21 protein-coding genes are annotated in these 22,435 nt (G+C 73.3%); 10 read left to right on the top strand and 11 right to left on the bottom strand.

The features are described 5' to 3' along the window. Window positions 1-89 precede the first annotated feature (89 nt). Window positions 90-566, bottom strand: coding sequence for a GNAT family N-acetyltransferase (locus tag ACZ63H_RS24815; protein WP_469868475.1), 477 nt, complete (start codon window positions 564-566; stop codon window positions 90-92). A gap of 80 nt (window positions 567-646) precedes the next feature. Here ACZ63H_RS24815 and ACZ63H_RS24810 point away from each other — a divergent pair, with 80 nt between their 5' ends. Continuing rightward, window positions 647-1,450: an exodeoxyribonuclease III gene (locus ACZ63H_RS24810; RefSeq protein WP_469868473.1), complete on the top strand. Its 804-nt coding sequence runs from the start codon at window positions 647-649 to the stop codon at window positions 1,448-1,450. Window positions 1,451-1,468: 18 nt separating this feature from the next. On the opposite strand, the gene ACZ63H_RS24805 is transcribed toward ACZ63H_RS24810, so the two are convergent. Further along, window positions 1,469-2,134 carry a MerR family transcriptional regulator gene (locus tag ACZ63H_RS24805; protein WP_469868471.1) on the bottom strand — a complete coding sequence of 222 codons (666 nt, stop codon included), beginning with the start codon at window positions 2,132-2,134 and terminating at the stop codon, window positions 1,469-1,471. A gap of 133 nt (window positions 2,135-2,267) precedes the next feature. On the opposite strand from ACZ63H_RS24805, the gene ACZ63H_RS24800 reads away from it, so the two are divergent. The 4 genes from ACZ63H_RS24800 to ACZ63H_RS24785 all read left to right on the top strand — a co-directional run bounded on the left by ACZ63H_RS24800 (window position 2,268) and on the right by ACZ63H_RS24785 (window position 5,887). Then, window positions 2,268-3,776: a flavin-containing monooxygenase gene (locus tag ACZ63H_RS24800; protein WP_469868469.1), complete on the top strand. Its 1,509-nt coding sequence runs from the start codon at window positions 2,268-2,270 to the stop codon at window positions 3,774-3,776. Next, window positions 3,773-4,708 (top strand): alpha/beta fold hydrolase, encoded by a 936-nt coding sequence (locus tag ACZ63H_RS24795; protein ID WP_469868467.1) that lies wholly within the window; start codon window positions 3,773-3,775, stop codon window positions 4,706-4,708. Before ACZ63H_RS24800 ends, ACZ63H_RS24795 begins: the two co-directional genes overlap by 4 nt. After that, entirely contained in the window at window positions 4,705-5,589 is an 885-nt protein-coding gene (locus ACZ63H_RS24790) for an SDR family oxidoreductase (RefSeq protein WP_469868465.1), read from the top strand. Before ACZ63H_RS24795 ends, ACZ63H_RS24790 begins: the two co-directional genes overlap by 4 nt. Before the next feature lie 88 nt (window positions 5,590-5,677). Next, the gene (locus ACZ63H_RS24785) at window positions 5,678-5,887 is read left to right on the top strand and encodes a hypothetical protein (protein ID WP_469868463.1); all 210 of its coding nucleotides are present in this window, start codon (window positions 5,678-5,680) and stop codon (window positions 5,885-5,887) included. Between the two features lie 54 nt (window positions 5,888-5,941). Here ACZ63H_RS24785 and ACZ63H_RS24780 read toward each other — a convergent pair whose 3' ends face one another. Then, entirely contained in the window at window positions 5,942-9,292 is a 3,351-nt protein-coding gene (locus tag ACZ63H_RS24780; protein WP_469868461.1) for a S41 family peptidase, read from the bottom strand. A gap of 187 nt (window positions 9,293-9,479) precedes the next feature. Here ACZ63H_RS24780 and ACZ63H_RS24775 point away from each other — a divergent pair, with 187 nt between their 5' ends. The 4 genes from ACZ63H_RS24775 (at window position 9,480) to ACZ63H_RS24760 (ending at window position 13,408) form a co-directional block, all read left to right on the top strand. After that, window positions 9,480-10,073, top strand: a complete 594-nt coding sequence (locus ACZ63H_RS24775) for a TetR/AcrR family transcriptional regulator (protein WP_469868460.1) — start codon at window positions 9,480-9,482, stop codon at window positions 10,071-10,073. Between the two features lie 116 nt (window positions 10,074-10,189). Continuing rightward, window positions 10,190-12,394 (top strand): MMPL family transporter, encoded by a 2,205-nt coding sequence (locus tag ACZ63H_RS24770; RefSeq protein WP_469868458.1) that lies wholly within the window; start codon window positions 10,190-10,192, stop codon window positions 12,392-12,394. Window positions 12,395-12,547: 153 nt separating this feature from the next. After that, on the top strand, window positions 12,548-13,060 hold the full coding sequence (locus ACZ63H_RS24765) for a YbaK/EbsC family protein (RefSeq protein WP_469868456.1): 513 nt from the start codon (window positions 12,548-12,550) through the stop codon (window positions 13,058-13,060). Between the two features lie 69 nt (window positions 13,061-13,129). Continuing rightward, window positions 13,130-13,408: a DUF1876 domain-containing protein gene (locus tag ACZ63H_RS24760; RefSeq protein WP_469868454.1), complete on the top strand. Its 279-nt coding sequence runs from the start codon at window positions 13,130-13,132 to the stop codon at window positions 13,406-13,408. Between the two features lie 34 nt (window positions 13,409-13,442). Here the strand turns inward: ACZ63H_RS24760 and ACZ63H_RS24755 are convergent, their stop codons facing one another. The 4 genes from ACZ63H_RS24755 to ACZ63H_RS24740 all read right to left on the bottom strand — a co-directional run bounded on the left by ACZ63H_RS24755 (window position 13,443) and on the right by ACZ63H_RS24740 (window position 17,280). Then, window positions 13,443-14,612, bottom strand: a complete 1,170-nt coding sequence (locus tag ACZ63H_RS24755; RefSeq protein WP_469868519.1) for a serine hydrolase domain-containing protein — start codon at window positions 14,610-14,612, stop codon at window positions 13,443-13,445. 106 nt (window positions 14,613-14,718) lie between these two features. Beyond that, window positions 14,719-15,477, bottom strand: coding sequence for an energy-coupling factor ABC transporter ATP-binding protein (locus ACZ63H_RS24750; protein WP_469868452.1), 759 nt, complete (start codon window positions 15,475-15,477; stop codon window positions 14,719-14,721). After that, window positions 15,465-16,226, bottom strand: coding sequence for a cobalt ECF transporter T component CbiQ (cbiQ, locus tag ACZ63H_RS24745; protein WP_469868450.1), 762 nt, complete (start codon window positions 16,224-16,226; stop codon window positions 15,465-15,467). The genes ACZ63H_RS24750 and cbiQ overlap by 13 nt, the downstream gene beginning before the upstream one ends. Window position 16,227: 1 nt before the next feature. Next, complete coding sequence (locus ACZ63H_RS24740; RefSeq protein ID WP_469868448.1) at window positions 16,228-17,280, bottom strand: energy-coupling factor ABC transporter permease; 1,053 nt, start codon at window positions 17,278-17,280, stop codon at window positions 16,228-16,230. A 148-nt stretch (window positions 17,281-17,428) separates the two neighbouring features. On the opposite strand from ACZ63H_RS24740, the gene ACZ63H_RS24735 reads away from it, so the two are divergent. Then, window positions 17,429-17,767 carry an SsgA family sporulation/cell division regulator gene (locus tag ACZ63H_RS24735; protein WP_318203090.1) on the top strand — a complete coding sequence of 113 codons (339 nt, stop codon included), beginning with the start codon at window positions 17,429-17,431 and terminating at the stop codon, window positions 17,765-17,767. Here ACZ63H_RS24735 and ACZ63H_RS24730 read toward each other — a convergent pair whose 3' ends face one another. From ACZ63H_RS24730 to ACZ63H_RS24715, 4 genes are all read right to left on the bottom strand, one after another. Next, window positions 17,768-19,432 carry a penicillin-binding transpeptidase domain-containing protein gene (locus tag ACZ63H_RS24730; RefSeq protein WP_469868446.1) on the bottom strand — a complete coding sequence of 555 codons (1,665 nt, stop codon included), beginning with the start codon at window positions 19,430-19,432 and terminating at the stop codon, window positions 17,768-17,770. A gap of 94 nt (window positions 19,433-19,526) precedes the next feature. Continuing rightward, window positions 19,527-21,164, bottom strand: coding sequence for a penicillin-binding transpeptidase domain-containing protein (locus tag ACZ63H_RS24725; RefSeq protein ID WP_469868444.1), 1,638 nt, complete (start codon window positions 21,162-21,164; stop codon window positions 19,527-19,529). Between the two features lie 112 nt (window positions 21,165-21,276). Then, on the bottom strand, window positions 21,277-21,660 hold the full coding sequence (locus ACZ63H_RS24720) for a hypothetical protein (RefSeq protein WP_469868442.1): 384 nt from the start codon (window positions 21,658-21,660) through the stop codon (window positions 21,277-21,279). A 3-nt stretch (window positions 21,661-21,663) separates the two neighbouring features. After that, window positions 21,664-22,341 (bottom strand): DUF6313 family protein, encoded by a 678-nt coding sequence (locus ACZ63H_RS24715; protein ID WP_469868440.1) that lies wholly within the window; start codon window positions 22,339-22,341, stop codon window positions 21,664-21,666. Window positions 22,342-22,435: the final 94 nt, after the last annotated feature.

Genomic DNA, 22,435 nt, shown 5'->3' with positions numbered 1-22,435 from the left:
GAGATCCCGTCGGTCATCACGACCGACGGGATCTTCGTCGTTTCCGGGGTCCCGGGCGGCGCCCCCGTCGCCGCCCGGGATGCCGCGGTTCACAGGCGCTTGGCGTAGCAGAGGCTGTCCTCGTAGTGGCGGTAGTAGCCGAACTTGGGGCACGGCTCGTAGCCGCTGGAGGTGTACAGCGCTATGGCCTCCGGCTGCTTGGTGCCCGTCTCCAGGACCATCCGGACCCGGCCGGCCGCCCGGGCGTCCTCCTCCAGCGCCGCAAGGATGCGGCGCGCCAGGCCCCGGCCGCGCATCTGCTCGATCACGAACATGCGCTTCAGCTCGGCGTCGCCGTCCTCGTTGCCCTCGTCGTTGCGGTCCTGGCTGCGCCAGCCGCCGGTGGCCACCGGGCGGTCCCGCTCGTCGTAGGCGATCAGGAACACGCCCCGGGGCGGATCGAAGTCCTCGGCGGCCAGGGCCGTGGCGTCGCCCCCGTCGCCGTAGCGCAGGTGGTACTCGGCTTGGACCTCGTCGTTGAGCTTGACGGCGTCGGGGTGATCGAAGCGAACGCGGCGGATGTTCATGCTGGATATCGTATTTCTATGCGGTCGGCGGGGGTCCCGGATTTTTCGGACCCCGACCAGTGTGCCGGTATCGTGCCGGGGTGCTGACTGTGACCTCGGTGAACGTGAACGGGCTGCGGGCCGCCGCGAAGAAGGGCTTCGTGGAGTGGCTCGCCGGGACGGACGCGGACGTCGTCTGCCTCCAGGAGGTGCGGGCCGAGCCGCACCAGCTGCCCGAGGGGGTCCGGCAGCCCGAGGGCTGGCACGTCGTGCACGCCCCCGCCGCCGCCAAGGGCCGCGCGGGCGTCTCCCTCTACACCCGGCGCGAGCCCGACCGGGTCCGGGTCGGCTTCGGCTCCGCCGAGTTCGACGGCAGCGGCCGGTACGTCGAGGCCGAACTGCCCGGCGTCACCGTGGCCTCCCTCTACCTGCCCTCCGGCGAGGTGGGCACCGAACGGCAGGACGAGAAGGTCCGCTTCATGGCCGAGTTCCTCGGCCACCTGAAGGAGCTGCGCGAACGCGCCGCCGCCGACGGGCGCGAGGTGCTGGTGTGCGGGGACTGGAACATCGCCCACCGCGAGGCCGACCTGAAGAACTGGCGCGGCAACACGAAGAACTCCGGCTTCCTGCCCGAGGAGCGGGAATGGCTCGGCCGGGTCCTCGCCGCCGGGGACGGCGGGTACGTCGACGTGGTGCGCGCCCTGCACCCGGACACCGAGGGGCCGTACAGCTGGTGGTCGTACCGGGGGCGGGCCTTCGACAACGACTCGGGCTGGCGCATCGACTACCACGTGGCCACCCCCGGGCTCGCCGGCCGGGCGGTCAAGGGCTTCGTGGAGCGGGCCGCCACGCACGCCGAGCGCTGGTCGGACCACGCGCCGGTGACCGTCGTCTACGACCTCTGAGCGGCGCGGGGGGCCGGCTCAGTCCCGCTTGTTCAGCCGGCGGTCCAGGGCGAGGGAGAGTTCCGCCTCCACGACGCTGCGCGCCAGCGGACGCAGCCGCCGCAGGTCGTCCTCGGGGGCGTGGCGCGTGATCACGTCGGCGAACAGGGCGGCCAGCGCCTCGGCGTGCTCGCGGACGCGGGCGGCGGCGGCCAGCACCTCGGCGAGCGGGATGCCCTCGCGCACCAGCGCCGAGGAGACGTCCAGCAGCCGCCGGCTGATGTGCACGATCTGGTCGCCGTCGGTGCCGAGATAGCCCAGCTCCATCGCGGCGGCCAGGTTCTCGGGCGTGACCTCGCCCTCGAAGCGGGCGGCGAGCTCCTCGGGGGTGAGCCGCACCGGCTCCTCCTCGGTGGGCGGGCCGACGCCCAGCAGGTCGGCGACATCGCGCCCCTGGTCGAGGGCCTCGGCGAGTTCCGCTATGCCGTTGAGGGTGTGGCCGCGCTCCAGCAGGGCGGCGATGGTGCGCAGCCGGGCCAGGTGGTGGTCGTCGTACCAGGCGATCCGGCCCTCGCGGCGGGGCGGCGGGAGCAGTCCCCGTTCGCGGTAGAAGCGCAGGGTGCGCACGGTGATGCCGGCCAGCCGGGCCAGTTCCTCCCTGCGGTACTCGCGCGGGCCTTGCCTGTGCTCTGCGTCCTCTGCCACGTCCGCAGCCTAAGGTGTACCGCCGGTAACTTTCCCTTCCCCGCCCCCTACCGCTCGGTACGGAGCTGCTTTACAGTCCCATTGCGCCAGTGTTCACTGGCACAGTTCCTAGGCGATGCGTGGAGGCTTCGGGATGGCCGAGCACGAGCATGTACGGGTGGCGGTGATCGGGTCCGGGTTCGGCGGGCTGGGGGCCGCCGTGCGGCTGCGCCGCGAGGGGGTCACCGACTTCGTGGTCCTGGAGCGGGCCGGCAGCGTCGGCGGCACCTGGCGGGACAACAGCTACCCCGGGTGCGCCTGCGACGTGCCCTCGCACCTGTACTCCTTCTCCTTCGCGCCCAACCCGGACTGGCCGCGCACCTTCTCCGGGCAGCGCCACATCCGCGCCTACCTGGAGCACGTCACCGACCTGTTCGGGCTGCGCCCCCACATCCGGTTCGACTCCGAGGTCAAGCTGATGACCTGGGACAACGACAACCTGTGGTGGACCATCGAGACCACCCGCGGCACGCTGCGCGCCGACGTCGTCGTCTCCGCCACCGGACCGCTGTCCGACCCGAGGATCCCCGAGATCCCGGGTCTGGACTCCTTCCCCGGCAAGGTGTTCCACTCCGCCCGCTGGGACCACGACTACGACCTGCGCGGCAAGCGGGTCGCCATGGTCGGCACCGGCGCCTCCGCGATCCAGATCGTGCCCGCCATCCAGCCGCAGGTCGGCCGGCTCACCCTCTTCCAGCGCACCCCGCCGTGGGTGATGCCCCGCGTGGACCGGGCCATCAGCGGGGCCGAGCGCTGGCTGCACCGGCGGCTGCCGGTCACCGCGCAGGCCCGGCGCGGGCTGCTGTGGGGCATCCGGGAACTCCAGGTGCAGGCGTTCACCAAGCACCCGGACGAACTCGGGCTCGTCGAGCAGCTCGCCAAGCGGAACATGGCCCGCGCCATCAAGGACCCGGCCCTGCGCGCCAAGCTCACCCCGGACTACCGCATCGGCTGCAAGCGGATCCTGCTGTCCAGCGAGTACTACCCGGCGCTCGCCCGGCCCAACGTGGACGTCGTCGCCGGCGGGCTCGCCGAGATCCGCGGCTCCACGCTCGTGGCGGCCGACGGCACCGAGGCGGAGGCCGACGCGATCGTCTTCGGCACCGGCTTCCACGTCACGGACATGCCCATCGCCGAACGGGTGGTCGGCGCCGACGGGATCACGCTCGCGGAGTCCTGGAAGAACGGCATGCGGGCCCTGCGCGGCGCCTCGGCGGCCGGGTTCCCGAACTTCATGACGGTCATCGGGCCCAACACCGGCCTGGGCAACTCCTCCATGATCCTGATGATCGAGTCCCAGCTGAACTACCTGGCCGACTACCTGCGCCAGCTCGACGTCCTCGGCGCCCGGACCGCCCTGGACGCCCGGCCCGCCGCCGTGGACTCCTGGAACGAGCGGGTACAGGAGCGGATGAAGCGGACCGTGTGGAACACCGGCGGCTGCACCAGCTGGTACCTGGACCCGAGCGGCCGCAACACCACCATCTGGCCCGGCACCACCACCGAGTTCCGGCGCGCGACCCGGCGGGTGGACCTGGCGGAGTACGACGTCATCCGCACGTCCGTGCCGGCGGCCGGGCGCAGGAGCGAGGCCCTCGCGTGAGCCGCCGCGCCCCGGCCGCCCCCGGCCCCTGGGCCCCGCCGGCCCCCGCCCGCACCCTGACCGCCGTCTCCGCCGACGGCGCCCGGCTGCACGTCGAGGTGCACGGCCCGAAGGACGCGCCCGCCGTCGTCCTCTCCCACGGCTGGACCTGCTCGACGGCGTTCTGGGCGGCCCAGATACGGGAACTGGCCGCCGGCCACCGGGTGATCGCCTACGACCAGCGGGGGCACGGGCGCAGTCCCGCGCACCCCGTGTGCACCACCGAGGCGCTGGCGGACGACCTGGAGGCGGTGCTCGCGGCGACGCTCGCGCCCGGGGAGCGGGCGGTGATCGCCGGGCACTCCATGGGCGGGATGACGGTCATGGCCGCCGCCGGACGCCCCGGCTTCCGGGAGCACGCCGCCGCCGTCCTGCTGTGCAGCACGGGCAGTTCGCGGCTGGTCGCCGAGTCGCGCGTGGTGCCGTGGCGCGCCGGGCGCGTCCGCACCTGGCTCACCGGCCGGGTGCTCGGCTCGCGCGCTCCGCTCGGGCCGGTCACGCCGGTGGCGATGAGCATCCTCAAGTACGCGACCATGGGCGCCGGTTGCGCCCCGGACCGGGTCCGGGCGTGCGCGCGGATCGTGCACGCCTGTCCGCGCGCGGTGCGCCACGCGTGGTCCGAGGTGCTGGCCACGCTCGATCTGGAGGACGGCGTACGGCGGCTGGACGTGCCCACCGCGGTGCTGTGCGGCACGTCCGACCGGCTCACGCCCCCGGTGCACGCCCGTGCGCTGGCGGCCGCGCTGCCGCACTGCCTCGGTCTCACCGAGCTGACCGGCGTCGGCCACATGACCCCGGTCGAGGCACCGGAGACGGTGACGGGCCGCATCCGGGATCTCGTCGGCACGTACGTCACGGGGGCCGGCCCCGTGCGGATCAAGGAGGGCGCATGAGCAGGGTGAGCCTCGAAGGGCAGGTCGCGGTCGTCACGGGAGCGGCGCGCGGCGTCGGCGAGCTGCTGGCGCGCAAGCTGTCCGCGCGCGGGGCGGCGGTGGCGCTGGTCGGGCTGGAGGAGGAGGCGCTCAAGGAGGTCTCCGGGCGGCTGCACCACGACAGCGCCCACTGGTACGCCGACGTCACCGACCACGAGGCCATGGGCCGGGTCGCGCGCGAGGTGAAGGAGCGCTTCGGGAAGGTCGACATCGTGGTGGCCAACGCCGGTGTGGCGACCGGCGGTCCGTTCGCGGACTCCGATCCGGTGGCCTGGCGGCGGGTGATCGAGGTGAACCTGATCGGTTCGGCGGTCACCGCGCGCGCCTTCCTGCCGGTGCTGACGGAGAGCCGGGGCTATCTGCTGCAGATCGCCTCGCTGGCCGCGCTCACGCCCGCGCCGATGATGACGGCGTACTGCGCGTCCAAGGCGGGCGTGGAGGCGTACGCGCACAGTCTGCGCGCCGAGGTCGGCTACCAGGGCGTGCGCGTGGGCGTGGCCTACCTGTCCTGGACCGACACGGACATGGTGCGCGGCGCCGACCGGGACGACGTGATGCGCGAGCTGCGGCAGCGGCTGCCGTGGCCGTCGAACAAGACGTATCCGCTGGGCCCGGCGGTCGACCGGATCGTCGCCGGGATAGAGCGGCGCTCGGCGCACGTGTACGGGCAGTGGTGGCTGCGCGGCATGCAGGGGGTGCGCGGGTACCTGCCGGCGCTCATCGGGACGGTCGGGCAGCGGGAGATGAAGCGGTTCGCGCCCCGGCTGCACGGGATGTCCTCCGGGCTCGTCGGCGCGGGCGGGGCGGCCGACGAGGCGGCGCGCGCCACGCAGCGTAACTGATCGACATGCGGCGCGTGTTGGCCCGTGTGAATCTGGTCGAGGCCCCACCGAGGGGCCAACCCCCCACCCACCACGGGAGTGAACCCACATGGGTATGAAGGACCAGATCCAGGACAAGTCCCGCCAGGCCAAGGAGCAGGCCAAGGAGAAGGCGGGACAGGCCCGCGGGAAGGCCGGCGAGCGGGCCCAGCAGGGCCGGCAGGGCCAGCAGCCGCAGCGCGGCACCCAGAACCACCGTGACATCGAGGACACGGAGCAGCAGGTGCGGGACCGGTTCGACCAGGACTACGACGCCTAGTCCGGACCGATGAGCGGGGTGCCCTTCCCGGCGGAGGGCACCCCGCGCCGCTGTCTATCCGGCCGTGCGCGGGGGCAGCTTCGGGCGGGACCGGTCGGGCACGCCGGAGTAGTCCGGGGGGACCGCCGCCGGGTGGGCCTCCAGCAGCTCCAGAGCCAGCCGGACCGCCTCGCCCAGCACCGGATAGCGGCCCTCCGCCCAGTCCACGGGGGTGCGCAGGACCTCCACGTCGGGGGCGACGCCGTGGTTCTCCACGGACCAGCCGTAGGCGTCGAACCAGGCCGCGTTCATCGGGACGGTGATGACCGTGCCGTCGCCGAGGCGGTGCCGTCCGGTCATGCCGACGACTCCGCCCCAGGTCCGCTGGCCGACGACCGGCCCGAGCCCCAGCAGCCTGAAGGCGGCGGTGATCATGTCGCCGTCGGAGGAGGTCGCCTCGTCGGCGAGGGCCACCACCGGTCCGCGCGGGGCGTTGGAGGCGTACGACACCGGTTGCGCGTCCCGGGTCAGGTCCCAGCCCAGGATCGTCCGGGTCAGCTTCTCCACGACGAGTTCGCTGATGTGCCCGCCCGCGTTGCCGCGCACGTCCACGATCAGCGCGGGCCGGGACATCTCCCTGCGCAGGTCGCGGTTGAACTGGGCCCAGCCGGAGCCGCCCATGTCGGGGATGTGCAGGTAGCCGCACCTGTCGCCGCTCAGCTCGCGGACGACCTGGCGGCGTTTGGCCACCCAGTCCTGGTAGCGCAGCGGCCGTTCGTCGACGAGCGGGACGACGGCGACCCGCCGGGGCCCGCCGGGCCCGCCGTCCGGCGGGGTGAAGGTCAGCTCCACGGTCGTGCCGCCCGAGCCGGCGAGGAGCGGGTAGGGGCCGGTCACCGGGTCCACCGGGCGGCCGTCGACATGGGTGAGGACGGCGCCCTCGCGGATGCCCGTGCCGGCCAGCGGGGAGCGGGCCCGGGAGTCGGAGGAGTCGCCGCGCAGGATGCGCCGCACCAGCCAGCGGCCGTCACGGCGGGCGAAGTTGGCGCCGAGCAGGCCCTGCAGGCGCTGGTAGTGGGGCGGCCCCTCGTTGCGGCGGGCGGCGGTGACGTAGGCGTGGGAGGTGCCGAGTTCGCCCAGGACCTCGCGCAGCAGGTCGGCGAACTCGTCGGGGGAGGCGACCCGTTCGACCAGCGGGCGGTACTGGTCGAGGACGGCGTCCCAGTCGATGCCGCACATGCCCGGGTCCCAGAAGTAGGCGCGGATCAGCCGGCCCGCCTCGGCGTACGCCTGGCGCCACTCGGCGGGCGGGTCCACCTCGTGCTTGATCCGGCGCACGTCGATCCACACGGTGGTGTCGCCGTCGCCCATCTCGGTCGACGGCACCGCCCGCAGCTCGCCCTCGTCCACCACGACCAGCCGGGTGCCGTCGCCGCTCACCGTGAACCAGTCCAGGTGGTCGACCAGTTCGGACTTCTTGGCCTTGGTGAGGGAGAAGTGCTCCAGGGTCGGTCGGCCGCTGACGTCGGCCGGGTTGACGAAGGTCTCGCCGAGCGCGCCGGAGATCGGCCAGCGCAGCCAGACCAGTCCGCCGCCCGCGACCGGGGACAGCCCGGAGTACTTGGAGGCGATGACCGGGAACGGCGTGACCCGGTTCGCCAGCCCCTCCACCTCGACGGTGACCGTGCCGGCCTCGCCGGTCTCCTCGTCCTCCAGGGGGTCCAGCCCGCCGGCGGCCGGCCGGCCCTCCGGGCTGAGGGCGAAGGGGGAGGGGGTCGCGGACGACAGCGGGACGAGGTAGGGGCGGCAGCCGAGCGGGAAGGACAGGTCCCCGGTGTGCACGTCGTAGACCGGGTCGAAGCCGCGCCAGGAGAGGAAGGCGAGATAGCGGCCGTCGCGGGTGAAGACCGGGTTCTCGTCCTCGAAGCGGCCGTCGGTCACGTCCACGATCAGCCGGTCCTTGATGCGGGCCAGCTTGATCTGCCTCAGGGAGCGGCCGATCCCGGGGTGCGACCAGGTGAGCCAGGCGCCGTCCGGGGAGAAGGCGAGGTCGCGGACGGGGCCGTTGACGGAGCGGATCAGCTCGGTGATCCCGGCCGCGGGCGGTACGCCGTCCGTGCCTTCCGCGGCCGCCTCCTCGGTGGCTTCCCGTGCGTCGCCTGCCGGTGTGTCGCCTGCCGGTACGTCGTCTTCGGGTACGTCGTCTCCGGGTACGTCGACGAGCAGCAGCCGTCCGTCGTGCGAGGCGATCGCCAGCCGTTCGCCGAGCGGGTCGGAGGCCAGTTCCAGCACGCGGCCCAGGGCGCCGGAGGCGAGCCGCCGGGGGGCGCGGCCGCCGCTGGCGCGGGGGAGCTGGGCGATCTCGACGGCGTCCGCGCCCTCGGCGTCGGTGACGTAGGCGAGGGCCCCGGTGGAACCCAGCATCTCCGGCAGCCGCACCCGCACGCCGGGCGTCTCGGTGATCGTGCGCGCCGGGCCGTCGCGGTGGGTGAGCCAGTACAGGCTGCCCCGGACGACGACCGCGCTGGCCCGGCCGGTCTCGTCCACGGAGATGCCGTCGACGTGCTGCGCGGCCGGCACCTGGTAGGGGCGGCGGCCGGTGCGCGGACCGGCGAGCCGGACATCGAGCCGGCGCGGTGCGGCGCCGGGGGAGAGGTCGTCCACCAGCCACAGGTCGCCCGCGCACTGGTACACCACGCGGTGGCCGTCACTGGCGGCGTGCCGGGCGTAGAAGGCGTCGTGGTCGGTGTGGCGGCGCAGGTCGGTGCCGTCGGGGGCGCAGGAGTAGAGGTTGCCGACGCCCTCGTGGTCGGAGAGGAAGGCGATCCGGCCGGCGACGAACATGGGGCAGGCCAGATGGCCGTCGAGGTCCGCCAGCAGCCGCTGCCCGTGCAGCCACAGCCGGCCCGTGGCACCGCCGCGGTAGCGCTTCCAGGAGGCCGGTTCGTGCGGCGGGGTGCCGGTGAGCAGCAGGGTCCGGCGCTCGCCGCCGACGCCGGTGACCTGGATGTCGGAGACGGGTCCCCAGGGCAGCCGGCCGCCCGGGTCGCCGTCGGGCGGCACCTTGTAGGCCCAGGTGAAGTGGGAGAAGGGCTGGCCGTGGGAGGCGACGGCCAGGATGTCGCCGTCCGGACTCCAGCCGCACACCTGGGTGTCGACGCCGCCCCAGTACGTCAGCCGCCGCGCGGGCCCGCCGCCGTCGACGTCGACGAGGTGGATCTCGGGGGCGAGGCTGCGCCAGGAGGTGTACGCGATGCGGCGGCCGTCGGGGGAGAAGCGCGGATGACCGGACTTGGTGCGGTCCGCGGTGAGCCGCCAGGCGCGGTCCGGGGCGCCGAGGCGGGCCAGCCAGAGGTCGTCCTCGGCCACGAAGCACAGCAGGTCGCCGCTGAGGTGGGGAAGGCGCAGATAACTCACCCTCCCCATGCTTTTCCGGGCACCGGGCACCGGCAACTCGTGGCCCGGGCGCGGGGGCCTCATGGCCTCTTCCCCTTGTCCTTATGGGGCCTTCACCTTCGTGACGGAGCACACGTACGAAACGGTTTCGTTTCGTAGAAGCGCCGGGGTATCTTCGGTGATACGAAAGGAAGAACCGGAGGGTGAGGTGAGGGGCATGACCGAAGGCGTCGCGACGACGCGCCGCAGCCGGATCACGCCCGAGCGCGAGGCCGAGTTGTACGAGGCCGTGCTCGACCTGCTCCGGGAGGTCGGCTACGACGCCCTCACCATGGACGCCGTCGCCGCCCGCACCCGCTCCAGCAAGGCCACGCTCTACCGCCAGTGGGGCGGCAAGGCCGAACTGGTGGCGAAAGCCGTCCGGCACGGCAAGCCGGGCCGCGTCACGGAGGTCGACACCGGGTCGCTCAAGGGCGACCTGCACGCCCTCATCCTGCACGCCGACGACTGCGAGATGGAGCAGAACTCCGCGCTGATGCGGGGCCTGGCCATGGCGGTGCACGGCAACCCCGACCTGCTCCAGGCGTTCCGGGAGCATCTCATCGAGCCGGAGCTGGCCGAGTTGCGCCGGGTGCTCCAGCGGGCGGTCGAGCGGGGCGAGGTCCGTGCGGACAACCCCGCGACCGGGTTCGTGCTCCACATGATGATCGGCGCGTTCGCCGCCCGCACCCTGATCGACGAACAGCCGCCGACGCAGGACTTCCTCCTCTCGTACATCGACGCCGTGGTCCTCCCCGCCCTCGGCGTCTGAAACCGACGGACACTCCGACTTCCCCAGCAAGCCCACCACTGACGTCACCGCTCACGTCGTCGGGCTGATCACCCCTGCCCAGCTGAATCCACGACCTGACCGGGAGTACGCCCTAAGTGGCCACGTTCCTCTACAGAATCGGCCGGCTCGCCTTCCGGCGACGGCACTTCGTCGCCCTGATATGGGTCGCGCTGCTCACCCTCGCCGGGGTGGGCGCCGCCTCCGCGCCGACCCCCGGCAACACCTCCTTCTCCATCCCCGGCACCGAGGCCCAGAAGGCCTTCGACCTGCTGGAACAGCGCTTCCCCGGGATGAGCGCCGACGGCGCGACCGCCCGGGTCGTCTTCAAGGCCCCGAGGGGCGAGAAGATGACGGACGCCGGCAACAAGGCGGCCGTCGAGAAGACCGTCAAGGAACTGGGCGGCGGCCCCGAGGTCGCCTCCGTCGCCGACCCCTACACCGGGCACGCCGTCAGCAAGAACGGCGCCGTCGCGTACGCGTCGGTGAAGTACAAGGTCTCCGGCATGGAGCTGGAGGACACCACCCGCGACGACCTCAAGGAGGCCGCGCAGCACGCGCGGGACGCCGGGCTGACCGTCGAGATCGGCGGTGACGCGCTGAACGCGACGCCGGAGACCGGCTCCAGCGAGATCATCGGCATCGCGATCGCCGCCGTCGTCCTCGTCATCACCTTCGGCTCGCTGCTCGCCGCCGGGCTGCCGCTGCTGACCGCCATCATCGGCGTCGGCATCGGCGTCGCCTCGATCACCGCGCTGGCCTCCGCCCTGGACCTGGGCTCCACCACGTCCACGCTGGCCACGATGATCGGTCTCGCCGTCGGCATCGACTACGCCCTGTTCATCGTCTCCCGCTACCGCGCCGAACTCGCCGAGGGCCGCGAGCGCGAGGAGGCCGCCGGACGCGCCGTCGGCACGGCGGGCTCCGCGGTGGTCTTCGCCGGTCTGACGGTCGTCATCGCCCTGGTCGGCCTGTCCGTCGTCAACATCCCGATGCTGACGAAGATGGGCATCGCGGCGGCGGGCACGGTCGCCATCGCCGTCCTCATCGCCCTGACCATGATCCCGGCGCTGCTCGGCTACGCCGGCCGCAGGATCAAGCCGACCGGCGAGAAGAGCAGGCTGCTCGGCGGCGGCCGCACGCCCAAGCGGCCCGGCCGGCCCAACATGGGCACCCGCTGGGCCCGGTTCGTCGTCCGCCGCCCGGTCGCCGTGCTGGTGCTCGGCGTGCTCGGCCTCGGCGCGGCGGCGCTCCCGGCCGCCTCCCTGGAACTGGGCCTGCCCGATGACGGCTCCCAGCCCGTCTCCACCACCCAGCGCCGCGCCTACGACCTGCTCTCCGAGGGCTTCGGCCCCGGCTTCAACGGCCCGCTGATGGTCGTCGTCGACGCCAAGGACAGCGCGCGGCCGAAGGACGCGTTCGCCGAGGTCGGCGCGGAGATCAAGGGCCTGAAGGACGTCGTCACGGTCACCCCGGCCGTACCGAACAAGGCCGGCGACACCGCGACGATCACCGTGGTGCCGAACTCCAAGCCGTCCTCGGTCACCACCGAGGACCTGGTGCACGCCATCCGGGACAAGGGCGCGGACATCACCCGGGACACCGACGCCAAGGTGCTGGTCACCGGCTCCACGGCGATGAACATCGACGTCTCGCAGAAGCTGAACGACGCGCTGCTGCCCTACCTGGCGCTGGTGGTCGGCCTCGCGTTCCTGCTGCTGATCGTGGTGTTCCGCTCGGTCCTGGTCCCGCTGAAGGCGGCCCTCGGCTTCCTGCTGTCGGTGCTCGCCGCGCTCGGCGCCGTCGTCGCGGTCTTCCAGTGGGGCTGGCTCTCCGGCCTGATGAACGTCGAGCAGACCGGCCCGGTCATGTCGATGATGCCGATCTTCATGGTGGGCGTCGTCTTCGGCCTCGCGATGGACTACGAGGTGTTCCTCGTGACCCGGATGCGGGAGGCGTACGTCCACGGCGAGACGCCCGGCCAGGCCGTGGTGACCGGCTTCAAGCACGGCGCCCGGGTCGTGACCGCCGCCGCCGTCATCATGATCGCCGTCTTCTCCGGCTTCATCGGCTCCAGCGAGTCGATGGTCAAGATGATCGGCTTCGGCCTCGCGATCGCCGTCTTCTTCGACGCGTTCGTCGTCCGCATGGCCATCGTCCCGGCGGTCCTCGCCCTGCTCGGCAAGCGCGCCTGGTGGCTGCCGAAGTGGCTGGACCGCGCGCTGCCCAACGTGGACGTCGAGGGCGAGGGCCTGCGCGCCCACGCCGACCCGGAGGAGGAGAGGGAACTGGTACGCGCCTGACGTACCGCTTCCCCGGCCGATCGGCCGGTGAGGGTGCCCGTGGGGACGGGGACGCACCCTCACCGGCTTTTCGCCGTTCGGGCCGGGCCGCGTCCGGTCCCCGGGGCCGGAATTCCCGTGAGCGGCGGCCGGGGGTGTCGTAGCGTGCCCCGCATGACGACGACTGACACCGGCGCCGAGGACTTCGGCGCCCACCCCCGGTTCGCCGAAGCGCTGCGGGCGCTCGGGCTGGACGACGTCCTCGCCCGCACCCGCCGCTTCCCGGAGGCCACCCGGACCGCCGCGGAGGCCGCCGCCGCGATCGGGTGCGAGCTGAGCCAGATCTGCAAGTCCCTGGTCTTCGCCGCCGACGGGGAACCGGTGCTGGTGCTGATGGACGGGGCCTCGCGGGTGGACGTGGAGCGGGTGCGGGAGGAACTGGGCGCCGCGCGGGTCGGCCGGGCCGACGCACGGGTGGTGCGGGAGACCACCGGGTACGCCATCGGCGGGGTGCCGCCCTTCGGGCACCGTACGCGCACCCGGGTCCTCGCCGACCGCGCCCTGCTGGAGCACGACCTGGTGTGGGCGGCGGCCGGGACGCCGCACACCGTCTTCCCCGTGGCGCCGAAGGACCTCGTGCTGCACGCCGGCGCCACCGTCGCGGACGTGCGCGAACGCACCGCCTGACGCCGCCGACATGACGGGCCGGGGTGGCAGGGCGCACCCTGGAAGCAGCGATTCTCGGAGGTGGTCGTGATGACGCACACCGCTGTCGGATGGCACGTCGAGCTGGAGTTCAAGGAGGACGACGACCTGCACACGCGCGCGGCGGCCCTGGTGCGCCTGCCCGACGGCACCGAGGTACGGGCGCACGGCCGGGCCAGCAGGCACCAGGTCGACGCGAACCAGCCCCGGGTCGGCGAGGAGATCGCCGGTGCCCGCGCCCTGAACGAACTGGCGATGCAGTTGCTGAGCAAGGCCCACGAGGAGATCGACTCGGCGTCCGGGCGCACCTCGCACCCGATCCACGTCTGATCCGCGCCCGGCGCCCGCCGGGCGCGGTCACGACTCAGCCGAGGGCGCTGCGGACCGCCCGGACCAGCGCCTGTGCCCTCGGGTCCGCCGTCACGCCGGTGCCGAAGCCGTTGGTGACATAGCCGAAGGCGATGCCGGACTCCGGGTCGGCGAAGCCGAGGGCGCCGCCGCGGCCCGGGTGGCCGAAGGAGCCGGGGGACAGCAGCGGGGACGCGGCGCTGTGCAGCATGTAGCCGAGGCCGAAGCGGGTGGTGACCACCAGCACCCGGTCCGGGCCGGCGGACCGCTCGGCGCGGGCCAGCTCCGTGGTCCCGGGGGCGAACAGCCGGGTGCCGCCGTCCACCTCGCCGATCAGCGCGGCGTAGAAGCGGGCCAGTCCGTCGGCCGTGGCGACGGATGTGGAGGCGGGCAGGACGGCGGCGCGGTAGGCGGGGTCGTTCTCGTCCGGCGGCGGGCTGATCACCGCGAAGGCGCGGCGGGTGAGGGAGTCCGGGTCGGCGTAGGCCTCGGCGACCGCGCGCTTGGGGCGCATCCGCAGTCCCCCGGCCGTCTCGGGCGGCTCCACCGGGCCGACCCGGCCCACGCGCCCCCGTTCCGCCTCCGGCAGCCCGAGCCACAGGTCCGCGCCGACGGGCCCGGCGAGTTCCTCGGCGATCCACCGGTCCGCCGGGCGGCCGGTGATCCGGCGCAGCAGTTCGCCGACCAGCCAGCTGTAGGTGTGGGCGTGGTAGCCGTGGTCGGTGCCCGGCTCCCACACCGGCGCCTGGGCGGCGACGGCCGCGGCGCCGAGGTCGGGGTCGGCGGCCTCGGCGAGGGTCAGCGGGCGGTCCAGCACCGGCACGCCCGCCCGGTGCGCGAGCAGGTGCCACACCCGGGTGCGGTCCTTGCCGGCCGCCTTGAACTCCGGCCAGTACGCGCCGACGGGGGCGTCCAGGTCCAGTTCGCCGCGCTGGTGCAGGAGCAGCAGCGCGGCGGCGGCCACGCCCTTGGTGACCGAGCGCACGATCTGCGCGGTGCCGGGCTCCCAGGGCGCCGTACCGGCCGTGCCGTCGATGTCCCGGCTGCCGGCCCACAGGTGCGCCACGCGGTGTCCGTCACGGTAGACCGCGAGGCCCGCGCCGCGCTCGCCGCGCCGCGCGAAGTTCGCGGCGAACGCCTCCCTGACCGGCTCGAAGCCCTCGGCCACTGTGCCGTGCACGTCCACGTCCACGTCCCTCCCGGTTTCCTGCGACAGTGGGTGCAACCGGGGGCGTGCGGCTGTGATTCCTCGGTGGGACCGGCCCGCGGAATCGTTACCCGAGTGTGGGGCGTCAGGCGCCCGCGGCCACGGACTTCGGGTCGAAGCCGAACGGCAGCTCCAGCCGGTGCGCCCGCATCAGCGCGTCGTCGGACAGCAGCTCGCCGGTGGGGCCGTCCGCCGCGATCACGCCGTCGCTGAGGACCAGGGAGCGCGGGCACAGCTCCAGGGCGTACGGCAGATCGTGCGTGACCATGAGGACCGTCACGTCCAGGGAGCGCAGGATGTCGGCGAGCTCCCGGCGGGAGGCCGGGTCCAGGTTGGACGACGGCTCGTCCAGGACCAGGATCTCCGGCTCCATGGCGAGCACGGTGGCCACCGCGACCCGGCGGCGCTGCCCGAAGGACAGGTGGTGCGGCGGCCGGTCGGCGAAGTCCCGCATCCCGACCCGCTCCAGCGCGGTGTCCACCCGCTCCTGGAGCGCGGCCCCCTTGATCCCGGCGGCGGCCGGGCCGAACGCCACGTCCTCCCGCACGGTCGGCATGAACAGCTGGTCGTCCGGGTCCTGGAAGACGATGCCGACCTTCTGCCGGATCGCGGCCATGTGCTGCCTGCCGACCGGCAGCCCGGCCACGGTCACCGTGCCCGTGCCGCCGCTCAGGATGCCGTTGAGGTGCAGCACCAGGGTGGTCTTGCCGGCGCCGTTGGGGCCGAGCAGGGCGACCCGTTCGCCGCGCGCGATGGTGAAGTCCACGCCGAACAGCGCCTGGTGTCCGTCCGGGTAGGCGAAGGCGAGGCCGGAGACCTCCAGAGAAGCAGTCACAGGAACCATCCCAGCAGACAGACGACGAGAGCGGCGCAGGGCAGGGCGAGGGCGTGCCGCCACTGGGCGCCGGAGGCGGTCACCTCGTCGATGACCGGCATCGATCCGGCGTACCCCCGGCTGACCATGGCCAGGTGCACCCGCTCCCCGCGTTCGTAGGAGCGGATGAACAGCGCGCCGGCGGACTTGGCGAGCACGCCCCAGTGCCGCACGCCCTTCGCCTCGAAGCCGCGCGACTCCCGGGCGATCCGCATCCGTCGCATCTCGTCGGTGATGACGTCGCCGTAGCGGATCATGAAGGAGGCGATCTGCACGAGCAGCGGGGGCAGCTTCAGGCGCTGCAGGCCCAGCAGGAGTTCGCGCAGCTCGGTGGTGGCGGCCAGCAGCACGGAGGCGGCGACGCCGAGGGTGCCCTTGGCGAGCACGTTCCAGGCGCCCCACAGTCCGTTCACGCTGAGCGAGAGCCCGAGGACGTGCACCCGCTCGCCCTCCGCGACGAACGGCATGAGCACCGCGAACGTGACGAACGGCACCTCGATCAGCAGCCGCCTGAGCAGGAAGCCGGCGGGCACGCGGGCGTGGTACGCGACGGACGCGAGCAGCACGGCGTACACCGCGAACGCCCACACCGCCTCCCGCGGGGTCGACACCACGACCACCACGAACAGGAACGCGGCGGCGAGCTTGGTGTGCGGCGGCAGCCCGTGCACGGGCGAATGGCCCTGCCGGTACAGCCGGTGCGCGTGCCCCGCTCCCACGTCAGACGCCCGTGTTCACGGGGGAGGCGTCGTCGCTGCGCCGCCGGCGCAGCGCCCAGAACACGGCGCTGCCCGCGACGACGGTGACCCCGACGCCGATGACGCCCGCGAGACCGCCGGACAGCCGGGCGTTGGTGATGTCCTTCACGCCGTAGTCGGCCAGCGGCGAGTCCGCCGCGGCGTGCTCCTCCGCCTTCTTGTCGATCCCCTTGTCGTGCGCGACCTTCTCCAGGCCGTCGGGGTTGGCGGAGGCGTAGAAGCTGACGAAGCCGGCCAGGACCAGGGAGGTGACGAGGCCGGTCACCCACAGGGTGCGCCGCGAGGTGCGCGCCGCCGGCGCCGGGACGGCGGGCCCGGCCGCCGGGGCGTCCACCAGGGCGCCGTTCACCCGCAGCTGGAGGCGCTGGCGCAGGCCGCGCGCGCCGTACACCAGGTCGGGACGGACGGCGATGACGGCGCCGACCGTGAGCGCGGTGATGACCGCCTCGCCGATGCCGATGAGCACGTGCACGCCGATCATCGCGGTGGCGACCTTGCCGATGGAGACGTCGGTGGTGCCGCCGACGGCGTAGATCAGGGTGAAGGCGACCGCGGCGGCGGGCACGGAGACCAGCGCGGCGACGAAGGAGGCCACCGTCACCGAGCGCCGCTTGCGGGGCAGCACGGCGAGCAGGCCGCGGAAGACGGCGTAGGACACGACGGTGGTGACGAGTGCCATGTCGGTGATGTTCACGCCGAGCGCGGTGAGCCCGCCGTCGGCGAACAGCACGCCCTGCATCAGCAGCACCACGGACACGCACAGCACGGCCGTGTACGGGCCGACGAGTATCGCGGCCAGGGCTCCGCCCAGCAGGTGTCCGCTGGTCCCGGCCGCGACGGGGAAGTTCAGCATCTGCACGGCGAAGATGAACGCCGCGACCAGACCGGCCAGCGGTGCGGTGCGCTCGTCCAGCTCGCGGCGGGCACCGCGCAGGCTCACCGCGAGCGCGCCGGCGGCGACCACCGCGGTGACCGCGGAGGTCGGGGCGTCTATGAATCCGTCAGGTACATGCACCCGACGATTTTAGGCCCTTGTTGCGAACCTCTTGCAAGAGAGACAGAGTCTCGCCTCCCGCAAGGGTGGGAACCGGAAGATGTGCGACTCTGGAGGGAAGCGGAGGAACAGCTTTCACATAGGTCACGGTGCGTGAGAGGGTGGTCCGATGTCTGTAGTCGAGCAGTACGCGCGCGCTCATATAGTCACGGACGAGGAGGACCCGGGGGCCGTACCCGTCGTGCTGCGGTACGACCCCGACCGTGATCCCCGCGCGGTCCGCATCGGGCTGCCGGGACCGCACGAGTGGACCTTCGCCCGCGCGCTGCTCGAACGCGGACTGCGGGTGCCGGCCGAGAGCGGCGCCGTCCGGGTGTGGCCCTGCGGCCGGGTGCAGGCCGTCGTGGAGTTCCACACCGACGACGGCGTGGAAGTGGTCCAGTTCGAGTCCAAGACCCTGCTGCGGTTCCTGCGCCGGACCTACACCGCCGAGCCGGTACGCGGCTGATCAGCCGCCGAGCTTCAGCAGCGACGCCACGATGGGCCCGGCCGTGTCGCCGCCGTGCCCGCCCGCCTGGACCACGCCCGCGGCGGCGAGATCGCCCCGGTAGGCGGTGAACCAGCCGTTCGGCTTCTTCTGGCCGTCGACCTCCGCCGAGCCGGTCTTCGCGCCGTAGTCCGGGCCGAGCCCCGCCATCGCCTCCGCCGCCGTGCCGGAGGCGGCCGTGTACCGCATCAGCTCGCGCAGCTGGGAGAGGGTCTTCGCGGACAGGTCGCGCGAGGCGGTGGCCAGCTTCCGGTGGTCGACGGACGGCGCCACCAGGTACGGCTGGTGGAAGGAGCCCGCCTTCACGGTCGCCGCGACCGAGGCCATGTTCAGCGGGTTCATCCGCACCCCGCCCTGCCCGATCAGCTCGGCCGCCATCTGCGCCGCCGACTGCACCGGCACCGAGCCGTCCACGCTGGGCACGCCGATCGCCCAGTTGTTCATCGACAGCCCGAAGACCTGCTGGGCCTGCTTGGTCAGGTCGTCGTTGTCCAGCTTCTTCGCCTGGCTGATGAAGGCGGTGTTGCAGGAGCGGGCGAAGCTCGCCTTGAACGTGCCGCCCTTGATCTCGAAGTCGTCGTCGTTGTGGAACTTCCAGCCGCCGTAGGTCACCGTCTTCGGGCACGGGTGCGGCTTGTCCGCCGCCGCCAGGCCCTTGTCGATGAGCAGCGACGACGTGATGACCTTCATGGTGGAGCCGGGCGCGAGGGCGCCCTGGAGGGCGGTGTTGAAGCCGTGGCCGCTGTTGGCGACCGCGAGGATCTCGCCGGTGGAGGGCCGCAGCACGACCACCGAGGCCTTCGCCCGCTTGTCCACCTGCCGCTCGGCCGCCGCCTGGAAGGCCGGGCTGAGCGTCGTCCGCACCGTGCCCGGGGTGCCCTCGCTCAGCTCCGCCAGGGTCTTGTCGGACAGCTTGGCGGCCTTGGACTCCTTGCCGCGCACCACGCGCAGCTCGATGCCCGCCTCGCCGCCGGCGGTCTTGCCGTACTTCTCCCGCAGCCCGTCCAGCACCGTGCCCAGGGACGGGTACCGGGCGGCCGTGATCTCCCCGCCGTCGCGGTCCAGCGCCTTGACCGGCGGGGTGCCGGACGCGCCGGTCACCAGCCGGTCGCCGTCCTTCAGGTCCGGGTGGACGACGGCCGCGTGCCAGTCGACGCGCGGCTCGCCGTCGCCCGTGCGCCGGACCACGGTGAGCGAGCTGCCGTACGCCAGCGGCTTGCTCACGCCCTGGTAGGCCAGGGTGGCGCGCACGTCGAACGGCACGGTGGCGCCCTTGGCGGCCTTGGGGGTGAGGGTGACGTTCTCCAGGTGGGCGTCCTTGGTGTAGCCGGTGAGCAGCGGGCCCGCCGCCGCGGGGTCGTCGGTGGCGGCGGCGGCCTCGGCCGCCCTGCCGTGCTGCCAGGCGGTGAGGAAGCGGGTGGTGGCCGTGCGGACCTCGGCGGCGGTGAGCGGGCCGGTCTTCACCTTCTCGCGAGCGGTCGTGGCGGTGCCCTCGTCGGCCGCGGCCCCGCCGTCGTACAGCGCGTACAGGCCGACCCCGGCGCCGCCGACGACCACGGCGAGCATCCCGCCGAGCACGGCGGGACGGGTCTTGTGCCGCTCGGCGACGCGCCTTCTCTTGCCCACAGCCTCAGTTCCTCCGCGCCTTTCCCAGGCTCTCCTAAGCCCTCACTCTCCAACGACGGCTTTCACCTTAAGGTCCCCGTCTTCACGGGTGATCTCAACCGGCGTTCCGTAGCACGGTTGCGACAATCGGACCGGCGGCGTCGACACCGTGCCCGCCGTCCTGGACCATGGCCGCCGCCGCGACATCGCCCCGGTAACCGGTGAACCAGCTGTCCGACCGGGCCGCGCCGTCGGTCTCGGCGGACCCGGTCTTCGCGCCGACGTCCCCGCCCAGGCCGGCCATCACCCCGGCGGCGGTGCCGGAGCGCGCGGTGCGGTTCATCATGGCGCGCAGCTGCCGGGCGGTGCCCGGCGCGAGACCGCGCGCGCGTGCCGGTTCCCGGCCGTCCAGGCCGAGCGGGACGATCACCGGCTGGCGGAAGGCGCCGGTCATCGCGGTCGCCGTCACGGAGGCCATGTTCAGCGGGCTCATCTGCACCGTGCCCTGGCCGATGAGACCGGCCGCCGTGTCCGGCCCACCGGAGACGGGGACGCGGCCGTCGAAGGTGGGCACACCGGCCTGCCAGTCGTTCCGGCCGAGCCCGAAGCGGTCCTGGGCCTCCTTGGTGAGGGAGTCGGGCCGCACCTCGTCGGCGAACTTCACGAAGGCCGTGTTGCAGGAACGGGCGAAGCTGTCGGCGAGGGTGGCGTGCTCGTCGGGCGCCAGCCCCTTGAGGTTCCCGAAGGTCTGGCTCTGCCAGACGGCCGAGGGCGGGCAGGGCGCCGGTCCGTTCGCCGTGGTCAGGCCGTTGTCGATGAGGGTCGCCGCGCTGACGATCTTCATGGTGGAGCCGGGGGCGCGTTCGCCGAGGAGGGCCGCGTCGAAGCCGTCCCGCCGGTTGTTGGCGACGGCGAGGATCTCGCCGGTGCTCGGCTTGACGGCCGCCACGGAGGACTCGGGGAACTTCAGCACGGCCGCCTCGGCCGCCGCCTGGACGCTCGCGCTGAGCGTGGTCGGCAGCCGGCCCGGCCGGCCCTCGGCCAGGGTGACCAGCGGGGTGTCCGCGGCCTGGCCGCCGTCCGCGCCGGCCTCGTGCCGGATCACCAGCTCCACGCCGGGCCGGCCGCCGGCCTTGGCGCCGTAGCGGCTCCTCAGCTCGTCCAGCAGGGGGCCGAGCGAGGGGTACTTCTCCCGGGTCAGCACCTTCCCGTCGCGGTCCACGGGCTCGATCAGCGGGGCGGACGACTCCCCGGTGGCCAGCGTGTCGCCCTGGCGCAGCCGCGGGTGGACGACGGAGGGCCGCCAGTCGACCAGCGCCCGGTGCGAGGTCCTGCCGCGGACGACGGTGAGGGTGCCGCGGTAGGACAGCGGCCTGGACGCGCCGCCGTAGGACACCGTCGCCGTCACCGAGAAGGGCACCGTGTCGCCGACGGGCGTGTCGGGGGTGACGCGCACCTTCCCTATGTGCGCGTCCCGGCCGTAGGCCGTCAGCAGCGCCCGGGCGGCCTCCGGGTAGTTCGTGTACGAGGCCGCGGTCGCCGCGTCCCCCTTCTCCCAGGCGGCGAAGAACGCCTTGGTGGTCTCCTTCACCTCCGAGCCGCCGGGCGGCCCGGTGCGCGGGGGCGCCACGCCGGCCGCCGTGCCGCTGTCCCCGCTCATGGCGGACGCGAAGTTGTAGAGCCCGTAGCCGGCGCCGCTCAGCAGCGTGACGCACACCCCGCCCACCACGGCCGCCTTGACCCCGTTGCGCATGACGCGGATCCCCCTCCCGTTCAGCCTGTTGAACATGTTCAATTCGGCATGCGGGAGCACTGTAAGCGGTTGTGGTGCGCTTGGGACGGGAGTTTTCGAACCGTGACTCGATTCAGCGGCCGCCCGGACGCGGTGGCCGGAACGGGTCGCCGGGGTCACCGGGGCCCCGGGGTTCGTCCGGGGGCCTCGGCAGGAACGGCAGCGGGAGCATGGCGTCGGAGTGCGACCAGGTGCGGTACCGCGCCGCCATGCCCTGGAGCATCTCCCCGTTCCAGTCCCCCTCCGCGGGCCGGAACTCCTCGACCTCCACCCCGGCGACATCGAGCAGGTCGAGCAGCATCCGGGCGATCAGTTCCTGGTCGAGCTGGTCCTCGACGTCCTCCGAGCCCCAGCGGATCAGCGTCTCCGCGGCCCGGGTCAGGCCCTCGGCGCTGGCCGTGGGGAAGGCCAGGGCCAGCGAGGCCCGCATGATCTCCACCGCGTCGTCGGAACGCACGGCTCACCGCCTCCTTTCGCACACGACGCACAGTCCGCTGCTCCGGGCCGTGACGCGCAGCGCCATCTTCGCCGCGCTCTGCACCTGCCGCAGGCACTCGTGGCGGTCCAGGTGAGCGTACTGCTGGGTCGACATGGTGTCCCGCACGAAGACCTCCCAGTGGTCCTGGGCCCGGGCCCAGTCGTTGCGGTGCGCCACCCGCACCCAGGCGTCGACGAAGTCCTGCTGGGCGACGGTCCCGTGGAAGTAGGCGGCCAGGTTGTCGATGAGGCCGGGCGGACGCAGCCGCTGGCGCAGCCTGCGCTGCCGGAAGAGGGTGTGCGTCGAGATCGACTTCGCCCGGCTGATGCGCTCGGCGATCACATGACCGGCGAACCCGCCGATGATGGCGGGAACGAGGAGCCAGCCCACGAGCGACGCCAGCCACAACGGCAGGTGCCGGGGCGCGTCGATCATGGCGAAGACCCGGTAGACCCCGCTCGGGCTCTGCGCCCGCGCCGCGAAGACGTACAGCGCGCCCAGACAGGCGAGCAGCGGCAGCCCCCAGTCCAGGATCCACTGGGTGACGCCCTTGAGCGCCTTGCGCGACCGCCAGGCCCGGCGCAGCCGCCGGAAGATGCGCTGCCGCCCCGCGGGCAGCGTGAGATGACCCGGAATCGGGATGGGCCCGCCGTGCAGCAACTGCTTCCCCCAGGCTGTGTCGTCACCACAGCGCGCCAGGCCCCCTGCCCCCCGCGCCGAACACGCCCGATTGTGCCCCAGCCCGGGCCCGCCC

This window comes from Streptomyces sp. NPDC104831 (genome assembly GCF_055583025.1).
This window is presented reverse-complemented; position numbering and strand designations above follow the sequence as displayed.

What these genes read in the sequence shown, in the direction of transcription:
- ACZ63H_RS24815 (WP_469868475.1), bottom strand. Translation starts at nt 566, where the DNA reads ATGAACATCCGCCGCGTTCGCTTCGATCACCCCGACGCCGTCAAGCTC.
- ACZ63H_RS24800 (WP_469868469.1), top strand. Translation starts at nt 2,268, where the DNA reads ATGGCCGAGCACGAGCATGTACGGGTGGCGGTGATCGGGTCCGGGTTC.
- ACZ63H_RS24790 (WP_469868465.1), top strand. Translation starts at nt 4,705, where the DNA reads ATGAGCAGGGTGAGCCTCGAAGGGCAGGTCGCGGTCGTCACGGGAGCG.
- ACZ63H_RS24785 (WP_469868463.1), top strand. Translation starts at nt 5,678, where the DNA reads ATGGGTATGAAGGACCAGATCCAGGACAAGTCCCGCCAGGCCAAGGAG.
- ACZ63H_RS24780 (WP_469868461.1), bottom strand. Translation starts at nt 9,292, where the DNA reads ATGGGGAGGGTGAGTTATCTGCGCCTTCCCCACCTCAGCGGCGACCTG.
- ACZ63H_RS24775 (WP_469868460.1), top strand. Translation starts at nt 9,480, where the DNA reads ATGACCGAAGGCGTCGCGACGACGCGCCGCAGCCGGATCACGCCCGAG.
- ACZ63H_RS24765 (WP_469868456.1), top strand. Translation starts at nt 12,548, where the DNA reads ATGACGACGACTGACACCGGCGCCGAGGACTTCGGCGCCCACCCCCGG.
- ACZ63H_RS24760 (WP_469868454.1), top strand. Translation starts at nt 13,130, where the DNA reads ATGACGCACACCGCTGTCGGATGGCACGTCGAGCTGGAGTTCAAGGAG.
- ACZ63H_RS24750 (WP_469868452.1), bottom strand. Translation starts at nt 15,477, where the DNA reads ATGGTTCCTGTGACTGCTTCTCTGGAGGTCTCCGGCCTCGCCTTCGCC.
- ACZ63H_RS24735 (WP_318203090.1), top strand. Translation starts at nt 17,429, where the DNA reads ATGTCTGTAGTCGAGCAGTACGCGCGCGCTCATATAGTCACGGACGAG.
- ACZ63H_RS24725 (WP_469868444.1), bottom strand. Translation starts at nt 21,164, where the DNA reads ATGCGCAACGGGGTCAAGGCGGCCGTGGTGGGCGGGGTGTGCGTCACG.